The organism is Streptococcus sp. oral taxon 064, from assembly GCF_001683375.1.
In the GTDB taxonomy this organism is placed as follows: Bacteria; Bacillota; Bacilli; order Lactobacillales; family Streptococcaceae; genus Streptococcus; species Streptococcus oralis_S.
Window position 1 is genome coordinate 542,798 of record NZ_CP016207.1, and the last position, 24,040, is coordinate 566,837.

16 protein-coding genes, 2 tRNA genes and 2 rRNA genes (1 of these 20 only partly in view) are annotated in these 24,040 nt (G+C 44.4%); 3 read left to right on the top strand and 17 right to left on the bottom strand.

Going from position 1 to position 24,040, the window contains the following annotated elements:
• The 10 genes from AXF18_RS02715 to AXF18_RS02760 all read right to left on the bottom strand — a co-directional run.
• A 23S ribosomal RNA gene (locus tag AXF18_RS02715) occupies nt 1-1,476 on the bottom strand; it reaches 1,427 nt to the left of the window's first position.
• A 122-nt stretch (nt 1,477-1,598) separates the two neighbouring features.
• Nucleotides 1,599-1,671: transfer RNA gene (locus tag AXF18_RS02720), tRNA-Ala, on the bottom strand.
• Nucleotides 1,672-1,722: 51 nt separating this feature from the next.
• A 16S ribosomal RNA gene (locus AXF18_RS02725) occupies nt 1,723-3,271 on the bottom strand.
• Together the 16S and 23S rRNA genes with 2 tRNA genes alongside form the textbook arrangement of a ribosomal RNA operon.
• 231 nt (nt 3,272-3,502) lie before the next feature.
• Nucleotides 3,503-3,574 (bottom strand) — tRNA-Glu (locus AXF18_RS02730).
• Nucleotides 3,575-3,688: 114 nt separating this feature from the next.
• Nucleotides 3,689-4,123 (bottom strand): cytidine deaminase, encoded by a 435-nt coding sequence (locus tag AXF18_RS02735; protein WP_049549716.1) that lies wholly within the window; start codon nt 4,121-4,123, stop codon nt 3,689-3,691.
• Between the two features lie 12 nt (nt 4,124-4,135).
• Complete coding sequence (gltX, locus tag AXF18_RS02740) at nt 4,136-5,596, bottom strand: glutamate--tRNA ligase (RefSeq protein ID WP_049549715.1); 1,461 nt, start codon at nt 5,594-5,596, stop codon at nt 4,136-4,138.
• Nucleotides 5,597-5,723: 127 nt separating this feature from the next.
• Entirely contained in the window at nt 5,724-7,073 is a 1,350-nt protein-coding gene (locus AXF18_RS02745) for a glucose-6-phosphate isomerase (RefSeq protein ID WP_000018244.1), read from the bottom strand.
• A gap of 168 nt (nt 7,074-7,241) precedes the next feature.
• Nucleotides 7,242-7,931, bottom strand: coding sequence for a gamma-glutamyl-gamma-aminobutyrate hydrolase family protein (locus AXF18_RS02750; RefSeq protein ID WP_049549714.1), 690 nt, complete (start codon nt 7,929-7,931; stop codon nt 7,242-7,244).
• Between the two features lie 139 nt (nt 7,932-8,070).
• A complete protein-coding gene (locus AXF18_RS02755) occupies nt 8,071-9,837 on the bottom strand; it encodes an ABC transporter ATP-binding protein (protein WP_049484837.1) in 1,767 nt (588 codons plus the stop codon).
• A gap of 1 nt (nt 9,838) precedes the next feature.
• Nucleotides 9,839-11,545, bottom strand: coding sequence for an ABC transporter ATP-binding protein (locus AXF18_RS02760; RefSeq protein ID WP_065371427.1), 1,707 nt, complete (start codon nt 11,543-11,545; stop codon nt 9,839-9,841).
• 206 nt (nt 11,546-11,751) lie between these two features.
• Here AXF18_RS02760 and AXF18_RS02765 point away from each other — a divergent pair, with 206 nt between their 5' ends.
• Nucleotides 11,752-12,768 carry an NAD(P)H-dependent glycerol-3-phosphate dehydrogenase gene (locus AXF18_RS02765; protein ID WP_065371428.1) on the top strand — a complete coding sequence of 339 codons (1,017 nt, stop codon included), beginning with the start codon at nt 11,752-11,754 and terminating at the stop codon, nt 12,766-12,768.
• A 21-nt stretch (nt 12,769-12,789) separates the two neighbouring features.
• Nucleotides 12,790-13,689, top strand: coding sequence for a UTP--glucose-1-phosphate uridylyltransferase GalU (gene galU, locus AXF18_RS02770; RefSeq protein WP_000811022.1), 900 nt, complete (start codon nt 12,790-12,792; stop codon nt 13,687-13,689).
• Between the two features lie 119 nt (nt 13,690-13,808).
• Here galU and AXF18_RS02775 read toward each other — a convergent pair whose 3' ends face one another.
• The 6 genes from AXF18_RS02775 to pbp1b form a co-directional block, all read right to left on the bottom strand.
• Nucleotides 13,809-14,489, bottom strand: coding sequence for a rhomboid family intramembrane serine protease (locus tag AXF18_RS02775; protein ID WP_049501511.1), 681 nt, complete (start codon nt 14,487-14,489; stop codon nt 13,809-13,811).
• On the bottom strand, nt 14,473-15,012 hold the full coding sequence (locus AXF18_RS02780) for a 5-formyltetrahydrofolate cyclo-ligase (RefSeq protein ID WP_049501512.1): 540 nt from the start codon (nt 15,010-15,012) through the stop codon (nt 14,473-14,475). The genes AXF18_RS02775 and AXF18_RS02780 overlap by 17 nt, the downstream gene beginning before the upstream one ends.
• 11 nt (nt 15,013-15,023) lie before the next feature.
• Complete coding sequence (locus tag AXF18_RS02785; protein ID WP_065371429.1) at nt 15,024-16,154, bottom strand: N-acetyldiaminopimelate deacetylase; 1,131 nt, start codon at nt 16,152-16,154, stop codon at nt 15,024-15,026.
• Between the two features lie 69 nt (nt 16,155-16,223).
• The gene (dapD, locus tag AXF18_RS02790) at nt 16,224-16,922 is read right to left on the bottom strand and encodes a 2,3,4,5-tetrahydropyridine-2,6-dicarboxylate N-acetyltransferase (RefSeq protein ID WP_065371430.1); all 699 of its coding nucleotides are present in this window, start codon (nt 16,920-16,922) and stop codon (nt 16,224-16,226) included.
• 85 nt (nt 16,923-17,007) lie between these two features.
• The gene (locus tag AXF18_RS02795; protein WP_065371934.1) at nt 17,008-17,919 is read right to left on the bottom strand and encodes a DMT family transporter; all 912 of its coding nucleotides are present in this window, start codon (nt 17,917-17,919) and stop codon (nt 17,008-17,010) included.
• Between the two features lie 77 nt (nt 17,920-17,996).
• Nucleotides 17,997-20,504 carry a penicillin-binding protein PBP1B gene (pbp1b, locus tag AXF18_RS02800; RefSeq protein ID WP_065371431.1) on the bottom strand — a complete coding sequence of 836 codons (2,508 nt, stop codon included), beginning with the start codon at nt 20,502-20,504 and terminating at the stop codon, nt 17,997-17,999.
• Between the two features lie 140 nt (nt 20,505-20,644).
• On the opposite strand from pbp1b, the gene tyrS reads away from it, so the two are divergent.
• Nucleotides 20,645-21,901 (top strand): tyrosine--tRNA ligase, encoded by a 1,257-nt coding sequence (gene tyrS / locus AXF18_RS02805; RefSeq protein ID WP_065371432.1) that lies wholly within the window; start codon nt 20,645-20,647, stop codon nt 21,899-21,901.
• Nucleotides 21,902-21,978: 77 nt separating this feature from the next.
• On the opposite strand, the gene AXF18_RS02810 is transcribed toward tyrS, so the two are convergent.
• A complete protein-coding gene (locus AXF18_RS02810) occupies nt 21,979-24,039 on the bottom strand; it encodes a heavy metal translocating P-type ATPase (protein ID WP_000008775.1) in 2,061 nt (686 codons plus the stop codon).
• Between the last annotated feature and the right edge of the window lies 1 nt (nt 24,040).

The following is a 24,040-nucleotide window of genomic DNA, read 5'->3' on the forward strand; positions in this document are numbered from 1 at the left end:
TCTGCTTTAGTTAGCCTACTGCGTCCCTCCATCACTACATACTCTAGTACAGGAATATCAACCTGTTGTCCATCGGATACACCTTTCGGTCTCTCCTTAGGTCCCGACTAACCCAGGGCGGACGAGCCTTCCCCTGGAAACCTTAGTCTTACGGTGGACAGGATTCTCACCTGTCTTTCGCTACTCATACCGGCATTCTCACTTCTATGCGTTCCAGCACTCCTCACGGTATACCTTCTTCACACATAGAACGCTCTCCTACCATACCTATAAAGGTATCCACAGCTTCGGTAAATTGTTTTAGCCCCGGTACATTTTCGGCGCAGGGTCACTCGACTAGTGAGCTATTACGCACTCTTTGAATGAATAGCTGCTTCTAAGCTAACATCCTAGTTGTCTGTGCAACCCCACATCCTTTTCCACTTAACAATTATTTTGGGACCTTAGCTGGTGGTCTGGGCTGTTTCCCTTTCGACTACGGATCTTAGCACTCGCAGTCTGACTGCCGACCATAATTCATTGGCATTCGGAGTTTATCTGAGATTGGTAATCCGGGATGGACCCCTCACCCAAACAGTGCTCTACCTCCAAGAATCTTTATGTCGACGCTAGCCCTAAAGCTATTTCGGAGAGAACCAGCTATCTCCAAGTTCGTTTGGAATTTCTCCGCTACCCACAAGTCATCCAAGCACTTTTCAACGTGCCCTGGTTCGGTCCTCCAGTGCGTCTTACCGCACCTTCAACCTGCTCATGGGTAGGTCACATGGTTTCGGGTCTACGACATGATACTAAGGCGCCCTATTCAGACTCGGTTTCCCTGCGGCTCCGTCTCTTCAACTTAACCTCGCATCATATCGTAACTCGCCGGTTCATTCTACAAAAGGCACGCTCTCACCCATTAACGGGCTCGAACTTGTTGTAGGCACACGGTTTCAGGTTCTATTTCACTCCCCTCCCGGGGTGCTTTTCACCTTTCCCTCACGGTACTGGTTCACTATCGGTCACTAGGGAGTATTTAGGGTTGGGAGATGGTCCTCCCAGATTCCGACGGGATTTCACGTGTCCCGCCGTACTCAGGATACTGCTAGGTACAAAGACTATTTTAAATACGAGGCTATTACTCTCTTTGGCTGATCTTCCCAAATCATTCTTCTATAATCTTTGAGTCCACATTGCAGTCCTACAACCCCGAAGAGTAAACTCTTCGGTTTGCCCTCCTGCCGTTTCGCTCGCCGCTACTAAGGCAATCGCTTTTGCTTTCTCTTCCTGCAGCTACTTAGATGTTTCAGTTCACTGCGTCTTCCTCCTCACATCCTTAACAGATGCGGGTAACAGGTAGTACCTGTTGGGTTCCCCCATTCGGAAATCCCTGGATCATCGCTTACTTACAGCTACCCAAGGCATATCGTCGTTTGTCACGTCCTTCTTCGGCTCCTAGTGCCAAGGCATCCACCGTGCGCCCTTATTAACTTAACCTTATTTTTTGACCTTTCAGTCATAAACTCTTTTAATACTACAGCGTTTCGGTTTATTTTCTTGTTACTATTTGATATAGATATTCAATTTTCAATGTGCATTACTTGGTGATCTCTCACCAATGGAGCCTAGCGGGATCGAACCGCTGACCTCCTGCGTGCAAAGCAGGCGCTCTCCCAGCTGAGCTAAGGCCCCACAAGACCTCTCAAGACTAAACAAGACCAATGTGCAGTTCCTTATCCTTAGAAAGGAGGTGATCCAGCCGCACCTTCCGATACGGCTACCTTGTTACGACTTCACCCCAATCATCTATCCCACCTTAGGCGGCTGGCTCCTAAAAGGTTACCTCACCGACTTCGGGTGTTACAAACTCTCGTGGTGTGACGGGCGGTGTGTACAAGGCCCGGGAACGTATTCACCGCGGCGTGCTGATCCGCGATTACTAGCGATTCCGACTTCATGTAGGCGAGTTGCAGCCTACAATCCGAACTGAGACTGGCTTTAAGAGATTAGCTTGCCGTCACCGGCTTGCGACTCGTTGTACCAGCCATTGTAGCACGTGTGTAGCCCAGGTCATAAGGGGCATGATGATTTGACGTCATCCCCACCTTCCTCCGGTTTATTACCGGCAGTCTCGCTAGAGTGCCCAACTGAATGATGGCAACTAACAATAGGGGTTGCGCTCGTTGCGGGACTTAACCCAACATCTCACGACACGAGCTGACGACAACCATGCACCACCTGTCACCTCTGTCCCGAAGGAAAGCTCTATCTCTAGAGCGGTCAGAGGGATGTCAAGACCTGGTAAGGTTCTTCGCGTTGCTTCGAATTAAACCACATGCTCCACCGCTTGTGCGGGCCCCCGTCAATTCCTTTGAGTTTCAACCTTGCGGTCGTACTCCCCAGGCGGAGTGCTTAATGCGTTAGCTGCGGCACTAAACCCCGGAAAGGGTCTAACACCTAGCACTCATCGTTTACGGCGTGGACTACCAGGGTATCTAATCCTGTTTGCTCCCCACGCTTTCGAGCCTCAGCGTCAGTTACAAGCCAGAGAGCCGCTTTCGCCACCGGTGTTCCTCCATATATCTACGCATTTCACCGCTACACATGGAATTCCACTCTCCCCTCTTGCACTCAAGTTAAACAGTTTCCAAAGCGTACTATGGTTAAGCCACAGCCTTTAACTTCAGACTTATCTAACCGCCTGCGCTCGCTTTACGCCCAATAAATCCGGACAACGCTCGGGACCTACGTATTACCGCGGCTGCTGGCACGTAGTTAGCCGTCCCTTTCTGGTAAGATACCGTCACAGTGTGAACTTTCCACTCTCACACTCGTTCTTCTCTTACAACAGAGCTTTACGATCCGAAAACCTTCTTCACTCACGCGGCGTTGCTCGGTCAGACTTCCGTCCATTGCCGAAGATTCCCTACTGCTGCCTCCCGTAGGAGTCTGGGCCGTGTCTCAGTCCCAGTGTGGCCGATCACCCTCTCAGGTCGGCTATGTATCGTTGCCTTGGTGAGCCGTTACCTCACCAACTAGCTAATACAACGCAGGTCCATCTGGTAGTGATGCAATTGCACCTTTTAAGCAAATGTCATGCAACATCTACTATTATGCGGTATTAGCTATCGTTTCCAATAGTTATCCCCCGCTACCAGGCAGGTTACCTACGCGTTACTCACCCGTTCGCAACTCATCCAAGAAGAGCAAGCTCCTCTCTTCAGCGTTCTACTTGCATGTATTAGGCACGCCGCCAGCGTTCGTCCTGAGCCAGGATCAAACTCTCATTAAAAGTTTGAGTTCTTACTCATTTCTGTCACTGACAGATTTATTGTTTTTTTCATTGTTCAGTACTATAACCTTAGTTATAGTGCCCTGCACATTGGTTCGTCTTGTTCAGTTTTCAAAGGTCTTTGTCACTCATTCTCTCTCAAGCGACAACTATATTAGTATATCACAGCCATCTGTCTCTGTCAACAGATTTTTTAAACTTTTTTCAAGTTTTTTTAACCGCAATACACCATAGTCCGTACGGGATTCGAACCCGTGTTACCGCCGTGAAAAGGCGGTGTCTTAACCCCTTGACCAACGGACCTTGAGCTTTTCAACTCTTTCTATTATACCTACTTTTTTACCTTTGTCAAGGACTTTTTTCCTCTTTATCGAAATTCTGAAAAATAAAGGAAAAAGCCAGTTCAACTGACTCCTTCTATTTATCTTGCCAATTAATCGCGCGTTCCTCTCCCCACCAGTAAGGGATCAATTCAGCAACCTTAATTGTTTTTCTTGTTTCGTAGTTCATCATGAACTCTGCTTCTTTATTTTCAGCATTCAATTCTAAGAGAAATTCTCTGCAAGCGCCACAGGGCATACCTGATCCTTCGCCGTAGGGAGGTTTGTCTCGAAAGGCGAGGATTTTCTTAACTTTAGTTTGTCCTGAAAATTGATACATATTGAAGAGAGCAGCTCGTTCTGCACAGAGATGAAAAACGCCACAAGTGCCCTCCATACAAAATCCTGTGAAGATCTGACCATCTTCTGCTTCTACTGCAGCAACAACATGGTTAGCATAAACAAAGTCAGAAACTTCATGAGGATTGTATAAGGCTCGTGCTTCTTCATACATCTTTTCCCATGTACCCATCGGAAGTCCTTTTTATTTAGAAATCTCTTTGAGCATATTATCGATATGCTGGATAGATTTCTCACGACCTAATAGGTAAATCGTATCTGGAAGTTCTGGTCCATGCATTTCACCTGATACAGCAATACGAATCGGCATGAAGAGGTTTTTCCCTTTAATACCCGTTTCTTTTTGAACTGCTTTGATTTGTGGGAAGATGTTTTCTGTCACAAATTCTTCATCTGTCATTGCTTCTAGTTTCGCTTTGAAGGCTTCTAGAACAACCGGAACGGTTTCTCCTGCCATGACCTCGCGCTCAGCATCTGTCAGCTCTGGGAAATCTGAGAAGAAAAGATCTGTCAATGGAACGATTTCATCCACTGACTTCATTTGTGGTTTGTAGAGTTCCACCATTTTTTCAGACTTGTCAGTCAAACGCCCTGCTTCTTCTAAGTATGGTTTTGCCATTTCAAAGATAGTAGCTAGATCGGCTCTCTTGATGTAGTCGTTGCTCATCCAGTCTAGTTTCTTCTGATCGAAGGCAGCTGGTGACTTGCTGAGACGATTTTCATCAAAGAGTTTAATCAGTTCCTCACGAGAGAAGATTTCGTCTTCCCCACCAGGGTTCCAGCCAAGAAGGGCGATAAAGTTAAAGACAGCTTCTGGAAGATAGCCCTTCTTACGGTAATCTTCGATAAATTGAAGGGTGTTGGTGTCACGTTTAGACAATTTTTTACCCGTTTCAGAGTTGATGATCAAAGTCATGTGACCAAACTCAGGTGCATCCCAACCAAGCGCTTCATAGACCATGAGCTGTTTTGGGGTGTTGGCAATGTGGTCATCACCGCGGATAACATGAGAAATCTGCATATCATGGTCATCGATGACAACGGCAAAGTTGTAAGTTGGGTAGCCATCTTTCTTCTGAATCACCCAGTCACCGCCGATGTTGCCACCTTCAAACTCGATATCACCTTTGACCATATCATGCCATTTGTAGATACCAGATTCATTAACACCCAAACGGACAGTTGGGATGATACCGGCTGCTTCACGTTCTGCAATGTAAGCTGCTTTTTCTTCTTCGCTCATGCCAAGATATTCATTGATGTAACGTGGTGTTTCGCCAGCTGCTTCTTGGCGTTCGCGTTCAGCTGCCAACTCTTCTTCTGTGACGTAAGATTTGTAGGCTTTTCCTTCAGCTAGCAATTGGTCAATGTATTTTTGATAGAGTTCCAAACGCTCAGATTGGCGGTAATTTTCATGCGTCTCTGGACTTTCATCCCAGTCCATGCCCAACCAACGAAGGTTTTCAAGCTGTGAACGTTCACCATCCTCAACATGGCGTTTACGGTCGGTATCTTCGATACGAATAATAAAAGTTCCACCATGATGGCGTGCGTAAAGGTAGTTGAATAATGCTGTACGGGCATTTCCGATGTGTAGTAGTCCTGTTGGACTTGGTGCGTAGCGTACGCGGATATCTTTTGACATAGTTTCTCCTATAAAGTCTCTAGGCGTCTGCCTTTTTGCTTTCTATATTATATCACAAGTCTCGCCTGAGTCCAATGTCTACGAATAAAGAGAGTAAAAAGAGTGGACAAACCACTCTTTTCTTCTATTATAGACGTGCGTTAAGCTCTTTGCTCAATTCTTCAAATCCTGGTTTTCCAAGAAGGGCAAACATGTTACGTTTGTAAGCTTCAACACCTGGTTGGTCAAATGGGTTGATAGCATTCAAGTAACCTGAAAGGGCAATTGCCAATTCGAAGAAGTAGATAGTGTAACCAAGAGTGAAAGCGTCTTGCTCTGGAAGAGTCACGTACATGTTTGGTACATCACCGTCAGTGTGGGCAAGAAGAACACCGTCAGTCGCTTTTTTGTTTACAAAGTCAACGTCTTTTCCTTGAAGGTAACCAAGTCCGTCAAGGTCTTCTTCCAAAGTAGGAATGATCACGTTCTTACGTGGTTTGTCAACACGGACAACTGTTTCGAACATGATACGAGTTCCTTCTTGGATAAATTGACCCAATGAGTGCAAGTCAGTTGAGAAGTTTGCTGAAGTTGGGTAAATTCCTTTTTGGTCTTTCCCTTCTGACTCACCAGCCAATTGTTTCCACCATTCTGAGAAGTATTGAAGTGATGGTTCGTAGTTTACCAAGATTTCAGTAGCGTAGCCTTTACGGTAAAGGATGTTACGAACTGCTGCGTATTGGTAAGCTTCATTTTCAGCAATCTTGTCTGAAGTGTAGTCTTTACGAGCTGCGTTCGCACCTTCCATAAGGGCTTTGATGTCTGCACCTGATGCTGCGATTGGAAGCAATCCAACTGCTGTCAATACTGAGAAGCGTCCACCGATGTCATCTGGAACCACAAATGTTTCCCAACCATTAGCATCTGCTTCAACCTTAACAGCACCTTTTTGGCGGTCAGTTGTAGCGTAGATACGTTTGTTAGCTTCTTCTTGTCCGTATTTCTTAACCAAAAGTTCTTTGAAGACACGGAAAGCGATCGCTGGTTCTGTTGTTGTACCTGATTTAGAAATCACGTTTACTGAGAAGTCTTTGTCAGCTACGTACTCTACCAAGTCAGCAAGGTAAGTAGATGAGATTGAGTTTCCTGCGTAAAGGATTTGTGGAGCTTTGCGTTCTTCTTTTGTTTGCAAGTTGGCAAAGTGGTGGTTCAAGAAGTCGATAGCTGCTTTGGCACCAAGGTAAGATCCACCGATACCAATTACAACCAAGACATCGCTGTCTGATTTGATTTGCTCAGCAGCTTTCAAGATGCGGTCGAATTCTTCGCGGTCGTAGTTTTCAGGAAGGTCCAACCAACCCAAAAAGTCACTACCAGCACCAGTTCCTTTACGGATCAATTCGTCTGCAGCTGTTACTTGTGCTTGCATGTATTCCACTTCATGTGGGGCAACAAATTTGTCTAAAACTTTTGAATAATCAAATTTAATATGTGACATGATAATCCTCCAAAATTTCTTCTTTTCTATCATAACGCTTACCTTCGATTTTTTCAAGCTTTTTTATTGAATTTGCCCAATTTTTATCAGAATTCAAACGTTTGCGTAAATTTGCTAAAATATAAAAAATCTGAAAGGACGAATAAAAACGGCTAGAGACTCTAACCGTTACAATTCATTTAATAAATACTCAAATAGTTCTAAATTGCCATCTTCTTCATTGACCAGAAACTCTGGGTGCCACTGCAAGCCGATGATACGATGCTCGTCGACAGACTCAATCGCTTCGATGGTCTGGTCTCTTGGATCAACAGCAGTCACACGGAAATTAGGCGCCAGATCTTTGATACTTTGGCGATGGACTGAGTTGACCTGACTTTCTTTTCCGAACAACTTAGCCACCACGCTTCCTTCTACTGTCTCAATAGAATGAGATGTTCCAAAAGGCAAGCCTTGCCAGTGACCTTCAATTTCTTGGTGGAGAGTGCCGCCAAAAGCAACATTGACCAGCTGAACACCACGGCAGATTGCCATAATTGGTTTATTCTGACGGAGCGCTTCTTTCAGGAGAGCTAGTTCAAACTCATCGCGTACAAGGTTGTAATCATCGCTCTCAATGGTCTTTTTCTCTCCATAAAACTGAGGATGGACATTTTGCCCACCTGTCAAGATGAGTTTGTCAATCATTTCCACATAATCGCGCACAATGGACTCATCTCCTACAGGAATCACTAAAGGGAGACCACCGACTTGACGAATGCTCTCTGCAAATTTACAAGATACAGATGAGTGAATGTTTTTCCCTTCTGCATCTACAGGACATAGGTTTGCAGCAACTCCTACAACCGTTCTAGCCATGATGTGTCTCCTTTCGATTTTCTTGCGACAGTCTTATCTTATCACTCCAACCCTTTCCTGTCTAATATGTTTTTTTAAAGACCGTGATAAGTATTTTTTATGGACAAGAAAAAGCTGCCCAACGAGGAAAACTTCTTTTTTATTCGAAGACAAATTGATTGTGATACAGTTCCGAGTAGAAACCGCCGAGTTTGAGCAACTCGTGATGATTTCCACGTTCAATAACCTCTCCATCTTTGAGAACAATAATCTGATCGGCATTGAGGATGGTCTTGAGACGATGGGCAATGACAAAACTGGTTCGTCCTGCTACAACTGCCTCCATGGCATGTTGAATCTTGCTTTCTGTTACGGTATCCACATTGGAAGTCGCCTCATCTAAGATTAGGACTTGAGGATCTGTCATCAAGGTTCTAGCGATGGAAATCAATTGTTTCTGACCAGTCGAGAAGATATTTTGCTCATCATCAATAAGGGTATCATACTTATCAGGCAAGCTTTCGATATAGTCATGAATATGAGTTGCCTTGGCAGCTGCTTCGACCATTTCCTGACTGGCATCTGGCACACCAAAGCGGATATTGTCTCGGATTGTTCCACTAAACAAGACCGAATCCTGCAAGACAATACCGACCTTGCTCCGCAGGCTGTCCAAGTCGTAGTCACGGATGTCTTTGCCATCAAAGCAAATGCTGCCTGCATCCACATCGTAGAAACGATTGATGAGGTTCATGATGGTCGTTTTCCCTGAACCAGTCGGGCCGACAACTGCTATCATCTGCCCCTTAGGAGCTGAAATGCTAACATCTTTTAAAATCGGCTTGTCTGGCACATAAGAGAAATCAATGTGACTGATCTCAACGCCTTCTCGCAATTCCGTAAAGGCTGGTGCATTTTGCGGACGAATCTCTTCTTCTGCATCAAACATTTCTTGGATACGATCCGCTCCAGTAAAGGCTAACTGGAGGCTCCCCCAACTCGCAGCCACCTGGATAATCGGCTGGTAGTACTGCTGAGAAAATTGGGTAAACATGACAATCAAACCTAGGGCTGTCGTTGTTTCGATACTTGGATCGTTCAGCAGGACCGCCGAACCTGCAAAAATAACGATGGCCGTATTGACCAAGCTCATCCCATTCATAACTGGAAAGAGGATGCCTGAGAACATTCTCCCTTTAAAGGTTGCCTTACGCACGCGCTCATTTTGCTCCACAAAGCCTGCTACGATGTCGTCTTGAATTCCTTGTACGATAACAGCTTTCTGTCCAGAAATACTCTCATCCATGTAGGCGTTGAGTTTCCCAACCTCTTTTTGCTGGAGATTGGTGTACTTGCGAGCCATCTTCACGATGAAAACCAACATGAGAAAGGCCACTGGGGTGCTGGCTACTGTTATCAGGGCTAGCGTCACATTTCTTGAAAACATGACAAAAATCAAACCGATGTAAAGAGCAATATTGCTCATGACCTGAACTAGGCTTTCATTGAAGGCTTGAAGGATATTGTCCAAGTCACTCGTGAAGCGAGAAAGGATATCGCCATCCTGATGGCGGTCAAAGAAAGAAACGGTCAAACGGGAAAGTTTGCCAAAGAGGCCCTTACGCATCTCATTTGTCGACTCAGCAATCACACGAGTCATCAAGGTCATGTAAATCAAACTGGATACCACTAGGGCGAGGACAACCAGAGCTAGATTCAGCATCAGAGCTGATAAACTCTGCCAGGCTAGTTCGGAAGTTCCATTTTGATAAGCTAGAACTAGGTTAGCTAGCTCCGTTACTGCTTGACCCGAAAAAACTGGAAAAAGGGCTTGGGCAATCGTCGCAACTGCAACCATCAGAACCACAATGACAAAGGAGAACTTGTAAACTTTAAAATAATTCCAGAAAAATCGAACGGTTTTCATTTTATTCCTCCTTTCCCTTTTGTGTTTCGTAGATTTCGCGGTAGACGGCATTGTTAGCTACCAAGTCTGCATGCCGTCCTTCTCCAATCAAGCGCCCTTGGTCCAAGACCAAAATCTTGTCCGCATGGACGACTGAACTGATCTTTTGAGCGATGATAATAGTTGTCGTCCCTTTCAGGTCTTTGTTCAAAGCTTCCTGTACGAGTCTTTCTGACTTGGCATCCAATGCCGAAGTCGAATCGTCAAAAATCAGGATACGGGGATTGCTGACAATCCCACGGGCAATGGACATCCGTTGCTTTTGTCCACCAGAAAAATTGGTGCCTCGCTCTTCGACCTGACTCTCAAATTTATTTTCCATGCGTCCGATAAATTCGCTGGCTTGGGCAATCCGTGCTGCACGTTCCATTTCTGACACGCTGGCATTGCCTTTTCCTTGGCGAAGATTATCTGCAATGGTCCCGCTAAAGAGAATAGCACGTTGCAAGACGATGGAAACTGTTTTACGCAAGGTTCCCTCGCTGACGTCTCGAATATCCTTGCCACCAATCTTGATAGATCCCTCCTGTGGGTCAAAAAGTCGCGGAATTAACTGAGCTAGGGTGGACTTCCCTGCTCCAGTCGCCCCAACCACACCGACCATCTGACCAGGCGCAATATCAAAGGTTACATTCTTCAGCATAGGCTCATCATCATTAGGATAGGTGAAGGTCACATTTTCAAAAGAGAGACTTCCTTCTAACTCTTCATCTGGGAGATCTTTAAAGGTCATCGCTGGCTCGGTATCTAGAATTTCGCGAATACGACGCAAGGAAATCATGGCACGACTGACAGAATTTCCTAAAAATCCAACCATGATGATGGTAAAGATAATCTGGCTGAGATAGTTGATAAAGGAAGCAATAGAGCCCACAACAGATGGATCTGACTGAGCCATACCTGCCACCAACCAGATAGAGAGGAAGACTGCCCCATAGCCGACTAGCATCATAACGGGTTCTATAACTGAGAAGGCATAACCGATATAAAGATTTTGTCCGAGAAGTTCATCTGAAACCTCGGTAAATTTGTCAAATTGTGCTTTTTCCTGTACAAAGGATTTGACCACGCGCACACCACGTAGATTTTCCTTAGCGATAGCATTGATCCGTTCAAGAAGGGTTTGAAACTTAGCAAACCGTGGTCCCATCATTCCCATCATGATGGCAGTTAGTGCAAAGATTAGGAACACCATGAGGACAATCACCCACCAAAGTGACGGAAGAGTGTGAACCGCCAAGATAAAGGAACCGATAAAGAGAAGAGGGAGACGGAAAAGAATTTGAAAAGCCATCATCACCACGTTCTGAATTTGGTTGATATCATTGGTCATTCGGACGACAAGGTTACCCGCATTGAATTGCTCGATATTGGCATAAGAAAAAGTCTGGATCTTGCGAAAAGCGTCTTCCCGAAGGTCCGAAGACACTCCTTGAGCAATGTAGGCTGCAAGCGTTACATTGACCCCACCTGCAACCAGACCGACTAGGGCTACTCCTATCAACCAAGCGCCAATACTATAAATAGCCTCATTTCTTCCGGTCAACAAAGCCTCTAACACCTCTTGCAGATAGCGTGGTTGTAAGAGCGAGCTCGCAACCATCAAGCCTGTCATCATTAGGGATGCCAAGGCCTGCCATTTATAGGTTTTTATTTTTTTAATGAGCATATTTCCTCCTAATAAAATAGATAAAGGGAGCGACATCCTGCGTCAGCTCCTTCTCATTCGTTCATATTGATGCTATTCTAGCAAAAAAGAGGCATCTTGTCAAAGAAGTCTCCTTGTTATAAATTAGTGCGCTTTCACCTACAGGTGATGCATGAAAAGGCTTTTTATGGTAAAATGAAAGGAAGAACTCTTACAAGGAGGAAAAGATGAAGAAACAAACCATCGCTGTCTTGGGTCCTGGTTCTTGGGGAACTGCCCTTTCGCAGGTCCTAAACGACAATGGACACGAGGTTCGAATTTGGGGAAATATTTCTGACCAAATTGATGAAATCAATAACCAACATACAAACAAACGCTATTTCAAAGATATCCTACTCGACGAAAAAATCAAAGCCTATCATGATTTAGAAGAAACACTAAAGGATGTGGATGCTGTTTTATTTGTAGTCCCAACAAAAGTAACGAGACTGGTTGCCCAACAAGTAGCAAAGGTGCTTGATCACAAGGTTGTCATCATGCATGCCTCCAAAGGATTGGAACCAGATAGCCACAAACGTCTATCAACTATTCTTGAAGAGGAAATCCCAGCTGACCTTCGTAGTGAAGTCGTTGTTGTTTCAGGACCTAGCCACGCTGAGGAAACGATTGTACGGGATATTACCTTGATCACTGCAGCCTCTAAAGACCTTGAAACGGCCCAGTACGTCCAAAATCTCTTTAGCAACCACTACTTCCGCCTCTATACCAATACGGATGTTATCGGGGTTGAAACCGCTGGTGCTCTCAAAAACATCATCGCAGTTGGCGCTGGGGCACTACATGGTCTAGGATTTGGCGATAATGCCAAGGCGGCTATCATTGCCCGTGGCCTGGCTGAAATCACCCGTCTAGGGGTCGCTCTGGGAGCTAATCCTCTGACTTATAGCGGGCTTTCTGGAGTTGGGGATTTGATCGTAACTGGGACATCTATCCACTCTCGTAACTGGAGAGCTGGTGATGCTCTCGGTCGTGGAGAATCCCTCGCAGACATCGAAGCTAATATGGGCATGGTCATCGAAGGAATCTCAACAACTCGAGCAGCTTACGAGCTGGCTCAGGAATTGGGTGTCTACATGCCAATCACACAGGCTATTTACCGAGTCATCTACGAAGGTGTCAATATCAAAGAAGCAATCACTGACATCATGAACAATGAATTTAAAGCAGAAAACGAATGGTCTTAGACCCTTATAGAAAGGAACATCATGAAACAAAAAGTCAGAAAAGCAGTCATCCCTGCCGCTGGATTGGGAACTCGCTTCCTCCCAGCAACTAAGGCCTTGGCCAAGGAAATGTTGCCAATCGTAGACAAGCCCACTATCCAGTTTATCGTTGAAGAAGCCCTCAAGTCTGGAATCGAAGACATCTTGGTTGTTACGGGTAAGTCAAAACGTTCTATCGAGGACCATTTTGATTCAAACTTCGAATTGGAATACAACCTTAAAGAAAAAGGGAAAACAGATCTTCTGAAGCTGGTTGATGAGACAACCGGCATGCGCCTGCATTTTATCCGTCAAACACATCCACGTGGTCTCGGAGATGCTGTTTTGCAAGCCAAAGCTTTCGTTGGAAATGAACCTTTTGTCGTTATGCTTGGTGATGACTTGATGGATATCACAGACGAAAAGGCTGTTCCGCTTACCAAACAACTCATGGATGACTACGAACGTACCCACGCGTCCACTATCGCTGTTATGCCAGTCCCTCATGACGAAGTCTCTGCTTATGGGGTTATTGCTCCGCAAGGCGAAGGAAAAGACGGTCTTTACAGCGTTGAAACCTTCGTTGAAAAACCAGCTCCAGAGGACGCTCCTAGTGACCTTGCTATCATCGGACGCTACCTCCTCACTCCTGAAATTTTCCAAATCCTCGAAAACCAAGCTCCAGGTGCAGGAAATGAAATTCAGCTGACAGATGCAATCGATACCCTCAATAAAACACAACGTGTATTTGCTCGTGAGTTCAAAGGGGCTCGTTACGATGTCGGAGACAAGTTTGGCTTTATGAAAACCTCCATCGACTACGCTCTCAAACACCCACAAGTCAAAGACGACTTGAAAGACTACCTCATCCAACTCGGAAAAGAGTTAGCTGAAGGGGAATAGAAGAAAAACAAAGCTCTTAAATAAGGGCTTTGTTTTTTTGTTGAAGCTTGCAATAAAAAAGCCATCTTTGCAGATAACTTATTAGCAACCGAATCGGTGCTTGCATTTAACTATCCCCCCTACACATAACTCATTCCTTTGTAGAAAAGGAAAACGGCTAGTGCGACAAAAAGTAGGGTTGCTCCAATTCGCTGGCTGGTACTATACATCTTTCTCTCCCATTTGACTGGAAAAATGACTGCTAGAAAGGCACCGCCTACTGCGCCGCCAATATGCCCTGCTAGGCTGATTCCTGGAATCAGAATACTTCCAATGATATTTATCACGAAAAGTGTCAGATAGGATTGCCCCAACTGCTGGATATAGGGGCTGCGAGTTGCGTAGCGCAAAACGATAATCGCAGCAAATAGTCCGTAAAGAGAAGTGGAGGCCCCTGCTGCTAGGACTTTCGGTGTGAAAGCAAACACAAAGAGATTGCCCATCATTCCTGATAAGAGATAGAGAAAGAAGAACTGCTTAGAGCCGAAAATCTCCTCCACCTGTCGTCCAAGAAAGTAGAGAGAAAGCATATTGACAATAAAATGCTCCCAACCTATGTGCACAAATATAGCCGAAAAAAGGCGCCACATCTGCTCAGGGAACAGGCGAATGATCGGTCCATACATAGCACCAAACTGAAACAGAGTTTTTACCCGATCAAAGTTGATGCCCGTAGTAATCAACATCAAGAGAAATACCAAAGCTGTCATTAGGAGAAAAAGACTAGTAACAGGGTAACGTTTATCAAAGATTTCCTTCATAGATTAGCACCTCCTGAACGGGAATATCATGGTCTTCCAAGTTGAAATTCTGGATTTGACAAGGATAGATTGTACTCATGGTCTGACCAGCAAAATTCTCCAGATATCGGTCGTAATAGCCTCCCCCATATCCAATCCGATAACCCTCTGTCGTAAAAGCCAAGCCCGGAACATGAATCAAATCAATCCGAGAGGCATCCATCACTTCCAAGTCTCCTTGCGGTTCCAGTAAACCAAAGGAAGTTTTTACCAACTGCTGCGGATCGTAGAGCACAAAGTCCATGCGTCCCTTGGGATAGGTTTTGGGTATCAGAACCTTTTTGTCGTCCTTCAGCGCCTGCTCGATCAGTTCCTGCGTTTGAAATTCATGAGGAAAAGAGAGATAGGTTGCGATGGTCTTGGCTTCATGGTAAAAGGGGTGATGTAAGAAACGCTCGGTTAAAGCTAGATCCATAGCCTGTTTTTTCTCCTGAGATAGGGCCTTCATTTCTTGCAAGACTTGCTTGCGTAATTTCGATTTCATAGATAAGCCCTCTACTCTGCTGCTTTCTTTTTCAGGAAACTAGAGACTGCTTCCACCCCAACGGCTAAGGCTTCTTCATTAGGGCTCATCTGAGGGTGATGAAGAGCGTAGGGACTATCGATACCTAGCCAGAACATAACGCCATCTACCTTCGAAAGGAGATAACCAAAGTCCTCACCCGTCATAGCAGGCTCGATATCAATCAACTCGATTCCGTCTTTCTCTTCAAAATAGTCCATCAGTTCACGCGCCAAGGCTGGATTGTTCTCAACAGGTAGGTAGCCTCCTTGCTTGAGTTCTACTTCGACTTCCATATCAAAGGCTGCTGCAACACCTTCTGCGACTGTCTTGACTCTTTTTTGTACCAAGAGGCTCATGTCCTGAGTCAAGGCGCGAATAGTTCCATGTAAAAATGCTGTGTCTGTAATGACATTGTTGGTTGTTCCAGCTTGGAAAAGGCCAAAGGTCACCACTGCTCCCTCGATTGGATTGACATTGCGGCTAACAACTGACTGTACTTGGGTCACAAAGTAACTAGCCGCCACCAAGGCGTCATTGGCTTCATGCGGAAAAGCTGCGTGTCCTCCTTTTCCTTTGAAACGAACCTTCACCTCACAAGTCCCTGCAAAGAGAGTATGTGTATTGGTCGCAATCTGTCCAACCTTCAGATCCGGACGAACATGGAGGCCATAAAACTGGTCTGGCAACCAATCTCCAAAAGCACCATCCTCATACATGAGCATCCCACCAGCTTCATTTTCTTCAGCAGGTTGAAACAGAAAAAGCAGATTATTCTTGGGTTGCTCCTCAAGAGCACGCTCGAGACAGCCCAAGGCAATGGTCATATGAAAATCATGGCCACAGGCATGCATGCGACCTTGGTGTTGAGAAGCAAAAGGTAGACCTGTTTGTTCGACAATAGGCAGACCATCAATGTCTGTTCGCCAGCCAATAGTCTTCTTTGGCTGGCTTCCCTGCAAATAGACCAAAATCCCTGTTCGCCAAGTACGAATTTGAACAAAATCCTTGCCCGTAGTCAATTTTTCAATCACATCCAGCAAATAAGCCTGAGTCTTGAACTCTTCCAAGCCAATCTCTGGAATCTGGTGTAAATCTCGTCTAGTCTGAATCAAATCTAACATCTATCGATCCTCCTTTTGATAGAAGAAAGAGGCTGGAAAAAGGGTTCCGCCTCTTTTTTACTTTTACAATTACAAGGTACGAAGCGCATCCTCAAGCGCTGTTTTTTGTTGGGTTTGGGCATCAATTTCTTTGATGATACGAGCTGGAACACCTGCTACTACCACGTTTTCTGGAACATCTTGGGTAACAATAGCTCCTGCTGCAACAACTGAACCACTACCGATTTGGACCCCTTCGATAACCACTGCATTGGCACCGATAAGAACATTGTCTCCGACACGAACTGGTTCAGCACTAGCTGGCTCAATCACACCTGCCAAAACCGCCCCTGCACCAACGTGGCTGTTCTTCCCAACGATGGCACGGCCACCAAGGATAGCACCCATATCAATCATGGTTCCTGCACCGATTTCAGCACCAATATTGATAACAGCTCCCATCATGATAACAGCATTGGCACCAATTTCAACCTGGTCACGGATAATAGCACCTGGCTCGATACGAGCATTGATCGCACGTTTATCTAACAAAGGAACTGCAGAATTACGAGCATCTTGCTCAACAACATAATCTTGATTTTCTACCAAGCCTTTGAGAAGCGGAGCGATATCCTTCCAATCTCCAAAAAGAACATTTCCTAGTTTGACAACTGAGCTTGGTACAGCAGTTGCAAGTTCTCCCTCAAAAGTTACTTTGACACTGGTTTTCTTTTCCGCATTGGCGATAAATTGGATAATTTCTTGAGCGTTCATTTTTGTGGCAGTCATAGGCGCCTCCTGGTTCATTATAATGATACCTATTCTACCAAAAAAGACTTCAAATTTGAAGCCTCAACTATCAAAATAGTCGTCTTTACTTCCCTTCTTTGGCTTCTTCGATAGACAAGAAGACCATAGGGACGATGATCAAAATCATGGCCAAAACTAGAGATCCATCTAGGACAAGACCGAGAAAGAGGACGCTCAATAGCGCTGAAGAGAGCGGTTCGCTGGCACTCACCACCGATACAACCAGCGGGGAAACGAGTGACACAGCCTTCATAGATAGAAAGAAAGCAAAAGCAGTTCCAAACACGGCAATCGTCAGACAAATCAGCACACTTACCAGATCCACTTGAAAACTTATCTGATAAATAGGGTAAAGGAAATTACTAAAGAGCCCTGCCAGAATCATCCCCCAACCAACAGTCGGAACAAATCCGTAGCACCGTGCAAAACGCTGAGGAAGGATAACATTAAACATGACCCCTACTGCACTGAGCAAACCTGTTACTAGAGCCAAAGGTGTCATGGATAACTGGGACAAATCCCCTTTTGTAGCCATCAAAAAAACACCTAGCATGGCAATCAAAACATAGAACACAGCTGTAATTGAAGCCTTCTTCTGGTAAATGATTCGATTGTAAAACAGGATAAAAACAGGGCTGATAAATTGCAAAATGGTCGCCGTCGTCGCATTGGAATACTCAACGCAGAGATAAAAGAAAAATTGCACAGAAAAAATACCTAGAATAGCATAGGCTAAAAAAGGTAGATAATTTTTCTTATCACGCCAGATGTCCAACAAGCGGCTACGCAACTGAAAAGCAGATAAACCTAAAACCAAACTCCCTGCCACTAATAAACGCATAGAAGTAATCCATCCAGAAGACACTGGATAATGAGTGAAAAAATACTCTCCTAAAATCCCACAAATCCCCCAGATTAGGCCTGAGAGTAGCGAGTATACTGTCCCCTTAACAATCTTTTTCTGATAATGATTCATATTATTATTGTAACACGAAACCAACAAAGAAAAAAGTAGCAACAAGGAGAAATTACTAACCTTGCCACTACTCTTTCTTAACGATTAAATAAACGTGAACGTCCTGAAGAACCACTTTGAGTATTGCCACTCGAACTTGAACTTCCAGAGCTACTGCTTGAACTTGAGCTTGGAGGAGTCACTGCTGGAATGCTTCCTAGAATATTCTTCCATGCGTTCAGATAATCTGCATCGCTTCCTCCAATAGCAAAGCGATAGGTGGTCACTGGGGCACCTTCTTTAGTCGCCCAGTAGCTCGTTACTGTTGATCCAGAAACTTCTATTTCTTTCCCATTGATAGAAACCTTGCCTGGTTTTTGTCCTGTAGATCGGAGAACTTGTGACTTGGTCACACTTGGATCCAGGTTAAAGCGCTCATTCCCCCATATTCCAGGTTCAGCTTGTTGGATAGCATTGACCAAGTGGGCCATATAGTTGGCATTGCGGTAGTGGCCTGCTCCTTTGGCTAGTGGTCGGTTGTCGTCGTGACCTAACCAGCCACCCAAAGTCAAGCGAGGTGTAGAAAGCATGAGCCACATATTTTCATCTTCATTGGTCGTACCAGTTTTTCCAATCCAGTCAGCACGAGCTAGGGATGGATTGATAGTCGTCAAGTCCGTCTGGAAACTTGAAGTAATCCGAGATGAAATGACATCCCGAAGGAGACTTTGCATGATGGTTGCTGTCGCTTTTGAATAAACTTGGACAGGCTCATCCTTGTGCTCGTATACCAATCTGCCATCCGTTGACTCGATCTTCGCGATCATATGTTTCTTATGGTAAACTCCATTGTTGGCCAGAGTTTGATACCCGTTGGTATGCTGAGCAACTGTAACCTCAATTCCTCCACCCATCGGTAAACTTTCAATGCCATATTCTGGGATTTCATAACCCATTTTTTCCATATAGCCCTTGACATCGACACCCTTCTCTCGAAGCGTACGATAAGTCCAGTAGGCTGGAATGTTCCATGAATAGTTCAGGGCTTCTCCCAAGGTCATCATACCTGTACCAGGACTATTGACATACAAGATGGGATTCCCGTTTGAGAAGTTGGTAGGATAGTTTGATAAGATACTTGCACTCCCCATCAAACCTTGGTCAATAGCGATACCATAGGCCAATATAGGTTTTGTGGTTGAAGCTGGAGAACGCTTGGTATCGATAGCGTGATTGTTCTGATTTTCTTGATAATTACGACCACCAACAAATCCAAGAATAGCTCCTGTTTGGTTGTCCATGAGGACATTCCCCACCTCAGGCTGACCTGTCGAATCATCTAGCAGATAGCCGTAGGTCGCAACCGCATTTTGCATCGCAGCATGAACATTTTTATTGATAGTTGTCGTAATCTTATATCCACCATTTTCAATTTCCTTAGTGGCTAGATCGCGATAGGATTTCTGAATGGACTCATTCTTTAATTCTTGCGCAGAAACATTATCTCGTTGGACGAGGTAGTCGTACATGCGGTCAGTAGCTTCTGCCAAGGTTGCATAGTAGAGATAGTCACGCGAAGTACCGCTAACACTACCTGATGGTAGGAAATCTTTCTTAAAGTCATAATCTTTGTACTTATCGTAGTCTTCCTGACTTAGAGCCCCTGTTCGGTACATGTTGTAGAGGACATCCTTGGCACGCTTGATTCCCAAAGCCATGTCCTCATCACTCTTCATACTACCATCAGATTCATAAGGAGAATAACTGATTGGACTCTGTGGCAATCCTGCGATAAAGGCAGCTTGAGGGACCGTTAAATCCGAAGCATTGACCCCAAAGATTCCTTCCGCAGCCTGCTGGGCACCTGCAATATTTTGACCTTTATGATTGCGACCAAAAGGAGCTATGTTAAGGTAGGTTGTCAAAATCTCATCCTTACCCATGGCCCTTTCTAAAGCAAGAGCATCAATAATCTCTTTAGCCTTACGAGCTAGAGTTGGAGCATCCCCCACCACTTGCTGCTTGATGACCTGCTGGGTCAAGGTCGAACCACCACTAGACGAGCCTAGACCGACAAAGGTTCCCAAGGTCGCACGAATAACGGCCTTAGGCACAACTCCCTTGTGCTCATTGAAATGCTCGTCCTCTGTCGCAACAATGGCTTTCTTAAGGTTGTCTGAGATAGCATCTGAAGCGACTGAAGTGCGCAATAAATCGCCCTCGATCGAGGCAATGGTACTACCGTCAGAATAAGTGATTTCTGAGATGGAGGCAATATCCTTCACTTGCTTGACCAACTCTTCTGCTTGAGGCACCTGGGCCTTGTCAAATAGAGCGACTCCATAACCCATAGCCACACCAGCGCCAAACAGTCCACCGATAAAGCCTAAGATAAAGAGAGTATTAAAGACTATTTTAAACCCACTTAAAATCTTAGCAAAAATAGACCCTGCCCTTCCAACTTTGTCAGAAGAGGTCCCCTTTTTACCGGTTTTCTTATTAGCCAGTTTTTCTGCTAGTCTTTTCTTCCATTTTGCAATTCGTTGCATTAGCTGCTGGAAAAAATGCAGCATTTTTGTTTTTAATTCATTAATTCTTTCTTTCATGAATGTCCTCGCTTTCTCTATTATACCATAAAAGGGAAACTTTCAATAAAATAGCCACTTTCTTCCCTATTCTACTAGGCTATTAATCAAGTTTGTGATACAATAGGTAGAAACAATATTTTATAAAGGAGAAAAGACACATGCACATTTTTGATGAGCTAAAAGAGCGTGGTTTGATTTTTCAAACGACTGATGAAGAAGCTTTGCGCAAAGCCCTAGAAGAAGGTCAAGTTTCTTATTATACTGGCTACGATCCAACTGCTGACAGCCTTCACCTAGGCCACCTTGTCGCAATCTTGACCAGTCGTCGTTTGCAATTAGCAGGTCACAAACCTTATGCGCTCGTTGGCGGTGCTACAGGTCTCATCGGAGATCCGTCCTTCAAAGATGCTGAGCGTAGTCTCCAAACAAAAGACACAGTAGATGGCTGGGTCAAGTCTATCCAAGGACAACTTTCTCGTTTTCTTGACTTTGAAAATGGTGAAAACAAAGCTGTCATGGTCAATAACTACGACTGGTTTGGCAGCATCAGCTTCATCGACTTCCTCCGTGATATCGGAAAATACTTCACTGTCAACTACATGATGAGCAAGGAGTCTGTGAAGAAACGGATCGAGACAGGGATTTCTTACACTGAGTTCGCTTACCAAATCATGCAAGGATATGACTTCTACGTCCTTAACCAAGAGCACAATGTTACCCTGCAAATCGGTGGTTCTGACCAGTGGGGAAATATGACAGCTGGTACCGAATTGCTTCGTCGTAAGGCTGATAAGACTGGTCACGTTATCACAGTGCCACTCATTACAGATGCAACTGGTAAGAAATTTGGTAAATCAGAAGGGAACGCAGTCTGGCTCAACCCTGAAAAGACTTCTCCATACGAAATGTACCAATTCTGGATGAACGTGATGGATGCTGACGCTGTTCGCTTCTTGAAGATCTTTACCTTCTTGTCACTGGATGAAATTGAAGACATCCGAAAACAATTTGAAGTGGCGCCACACGAACGCTTGGCTCAGAAAGTCTTGGCTCGTGAAGTTGTGACTCTTGTTCACGGCGAAGAAGCCTACAAGGAAGCCCTCAACATCACCGAGCAACTCTTTGCTGGAAACATCAAAAACCTTTCTGTCAAAGAACTCAAACAAGGACTTCGTGGAGTGCCAAACTACCAAGTAAAAGCAGACGAAAACCACAATATCGTGGAACTCCTCGTGTCATCTGGTGTGGTGAATTCAAAACGCCAAGCCCGTGAAGACGTCCAAAACGGAGCTATCTACGTCAACGGCGACCGTATCCAAGACCTTGACTATGTCTTGAGTGACGCAGATAAGTTAGAAAACGAACTCACTGTTATCCGCCGCGGGAAGAAGAAATACTTTGTGTTGACTTACTAAATTGTTAAACATTTACCTATAAACAAAGGAGTTACCCTCGAGAAAGGTAACTCCTTTTTGCTGTGAATAGTCCCCACCTATCCCTTAATAGACAGGCTACGCAGGACTATGCGTAAGGTTGTTAGATTATGTAGGATAGAGAGGTTTGAAGGACTGAGCCAATTAAACAAGCCAAAGCCAATCAAACTACTATTTACGACAACGGTATCTTGAATATTCTTCTTGATGAGTGTTTGCAAAGATGATGATAGCCAATCCAACTCTTGGAAGAAATCCAAACGATTATCTAACAATAAGATATCGCTCATCTGCTTAGAAATATCTGCACTCTCATTCATCACCACACCGATATCTGATAGGGTTAGAGCCGCTGAGTCATTCAATCCATCTCCAACCATCAAAATCGTGTGACCTGCTTTCTGCAGTTCCTCTACTAACTCAAATTTCCCATCAGGTTTCAAGTCTGTATAGACCTGATCAAAGGGCAAATCTTTGACTAATTCCTCTGTCCTAACCAAGGTGTCCCCTGTTGCCAGAATCAATTTTTTCCCTTGTGCCTTAAGTTTCTCCAAGGCTGCTTTTGCTTCTTTTCTCAAAGGAGTATGAATGCAGAACATTCCAATCAATTCATTCTGATAAGCCAAGAATAAGAGATTGTAGTGACTCTTGTACTCTTCAATTAAAGCATTTTGTTCTGAACTGATATGAATCTGCTCATCCTGCATCAAGACATAATTCCCAATAAGAACTGGTTGGCCATCTATATGAGATTTGATCCCCTTGCTTGCAATATATTGGAGTTTCCCATGCATTTCCTCATGTTCAATTCCCTCTATCTCAGCTTGCTTGACGATGGCATTAGCAATAGGATGATAAATGTGTTCCTCAAGACAGGCACTGATTCTGAGAATATCTTCCTCACTATAGTCCCCAAAAGGTAACACCTTTTCAACTATAGGATAACTAGTTGTGATTGTTCCCGTCTTATCAAACAAGAAAGTATCAACTTCCAGATATTTCTCCAGAACATCCCCATCCTTAATCACCATTTCACGGTTCAACCCCTCCTTGATAGCTGTCAAATAAGCTACAGGAGTAGAGATTTTCAAAGCGCAGGAGAAATCGACTAATAGGAAAGAAATAGCCTTAGAAAAAGAACCTGTTAATAGGTAAGTTAGCCCAGCCCCCAAGAAATTATATTTGACGACCTTATCCGCCATCTTGATGAAATAGCGTTGTTTCGTTTTCTTGTTTTCTTCAGATTTCTTCATTAACTCAATCAGTTGTAAAATCCGGCTGTTCATCTGATTATCGGTTACACGAATGCGTAACTCTCCAGTTTCTAATACTGTATTTGCACAAACCAAATCAGACTCTCTTTTTTCAACTGGAAAACTCTCTCCCGTCAAGGAACTTTCGTTGACCATACCTAAACCTGAAACTACTTGTCCATCAAACAGAATTTCATTTCCTTGAGATAGGACCAAGACATCTCCTATTTGAACATCGGAACTCTTGATACTAACAACCGTATCGCCCTGTACTAAGAATACGTCGCTCTCTTTTGCAAGAAGGCTTTGTTCTAAATCTGTTGCAGTTTTTTTCAAAGACCACTGATCTAAATGATTCCCCAAATCAAGCATAAACATGATATTGCTAGCTGTCTTGGATTGGTTCATAAACAAGGACAATAAAATCGCCGAACAGTCCAAGACTTCCATCGTTAGTTCCTTACGCGCTAGTGTTTGATAGGCTTCTCTAATATAACCCAAAGCCTGATAACAAGTCCATATATAGCGAATAGGATACGGCACAAAACTACGAAAAAGTACACGCTTAATCGCTGCACCTGAAACAATAGAATAAGCACTCTCTTCTCTACGAATGGGAAGAGTCATCAACTCAGAAACTTTCCCTTTATCAATTCTTTTTAAAAAGGCTTCTGCATTATCTAATACAGAAAAGCCTTCTTTTATGCGTAGAGTAAAGTGCTGTTGATCCATGTAAAACTGGATAGACTCAATCCCCTTTTCATCTCTCGCCAAGGAACGAAGATAGTCTTGAATATCCAAGGTGAGTGAAAAAGAAGATGATAGTCGGATATGTTGGTATCCTCTATGTAGCACTTTAAAAGACATA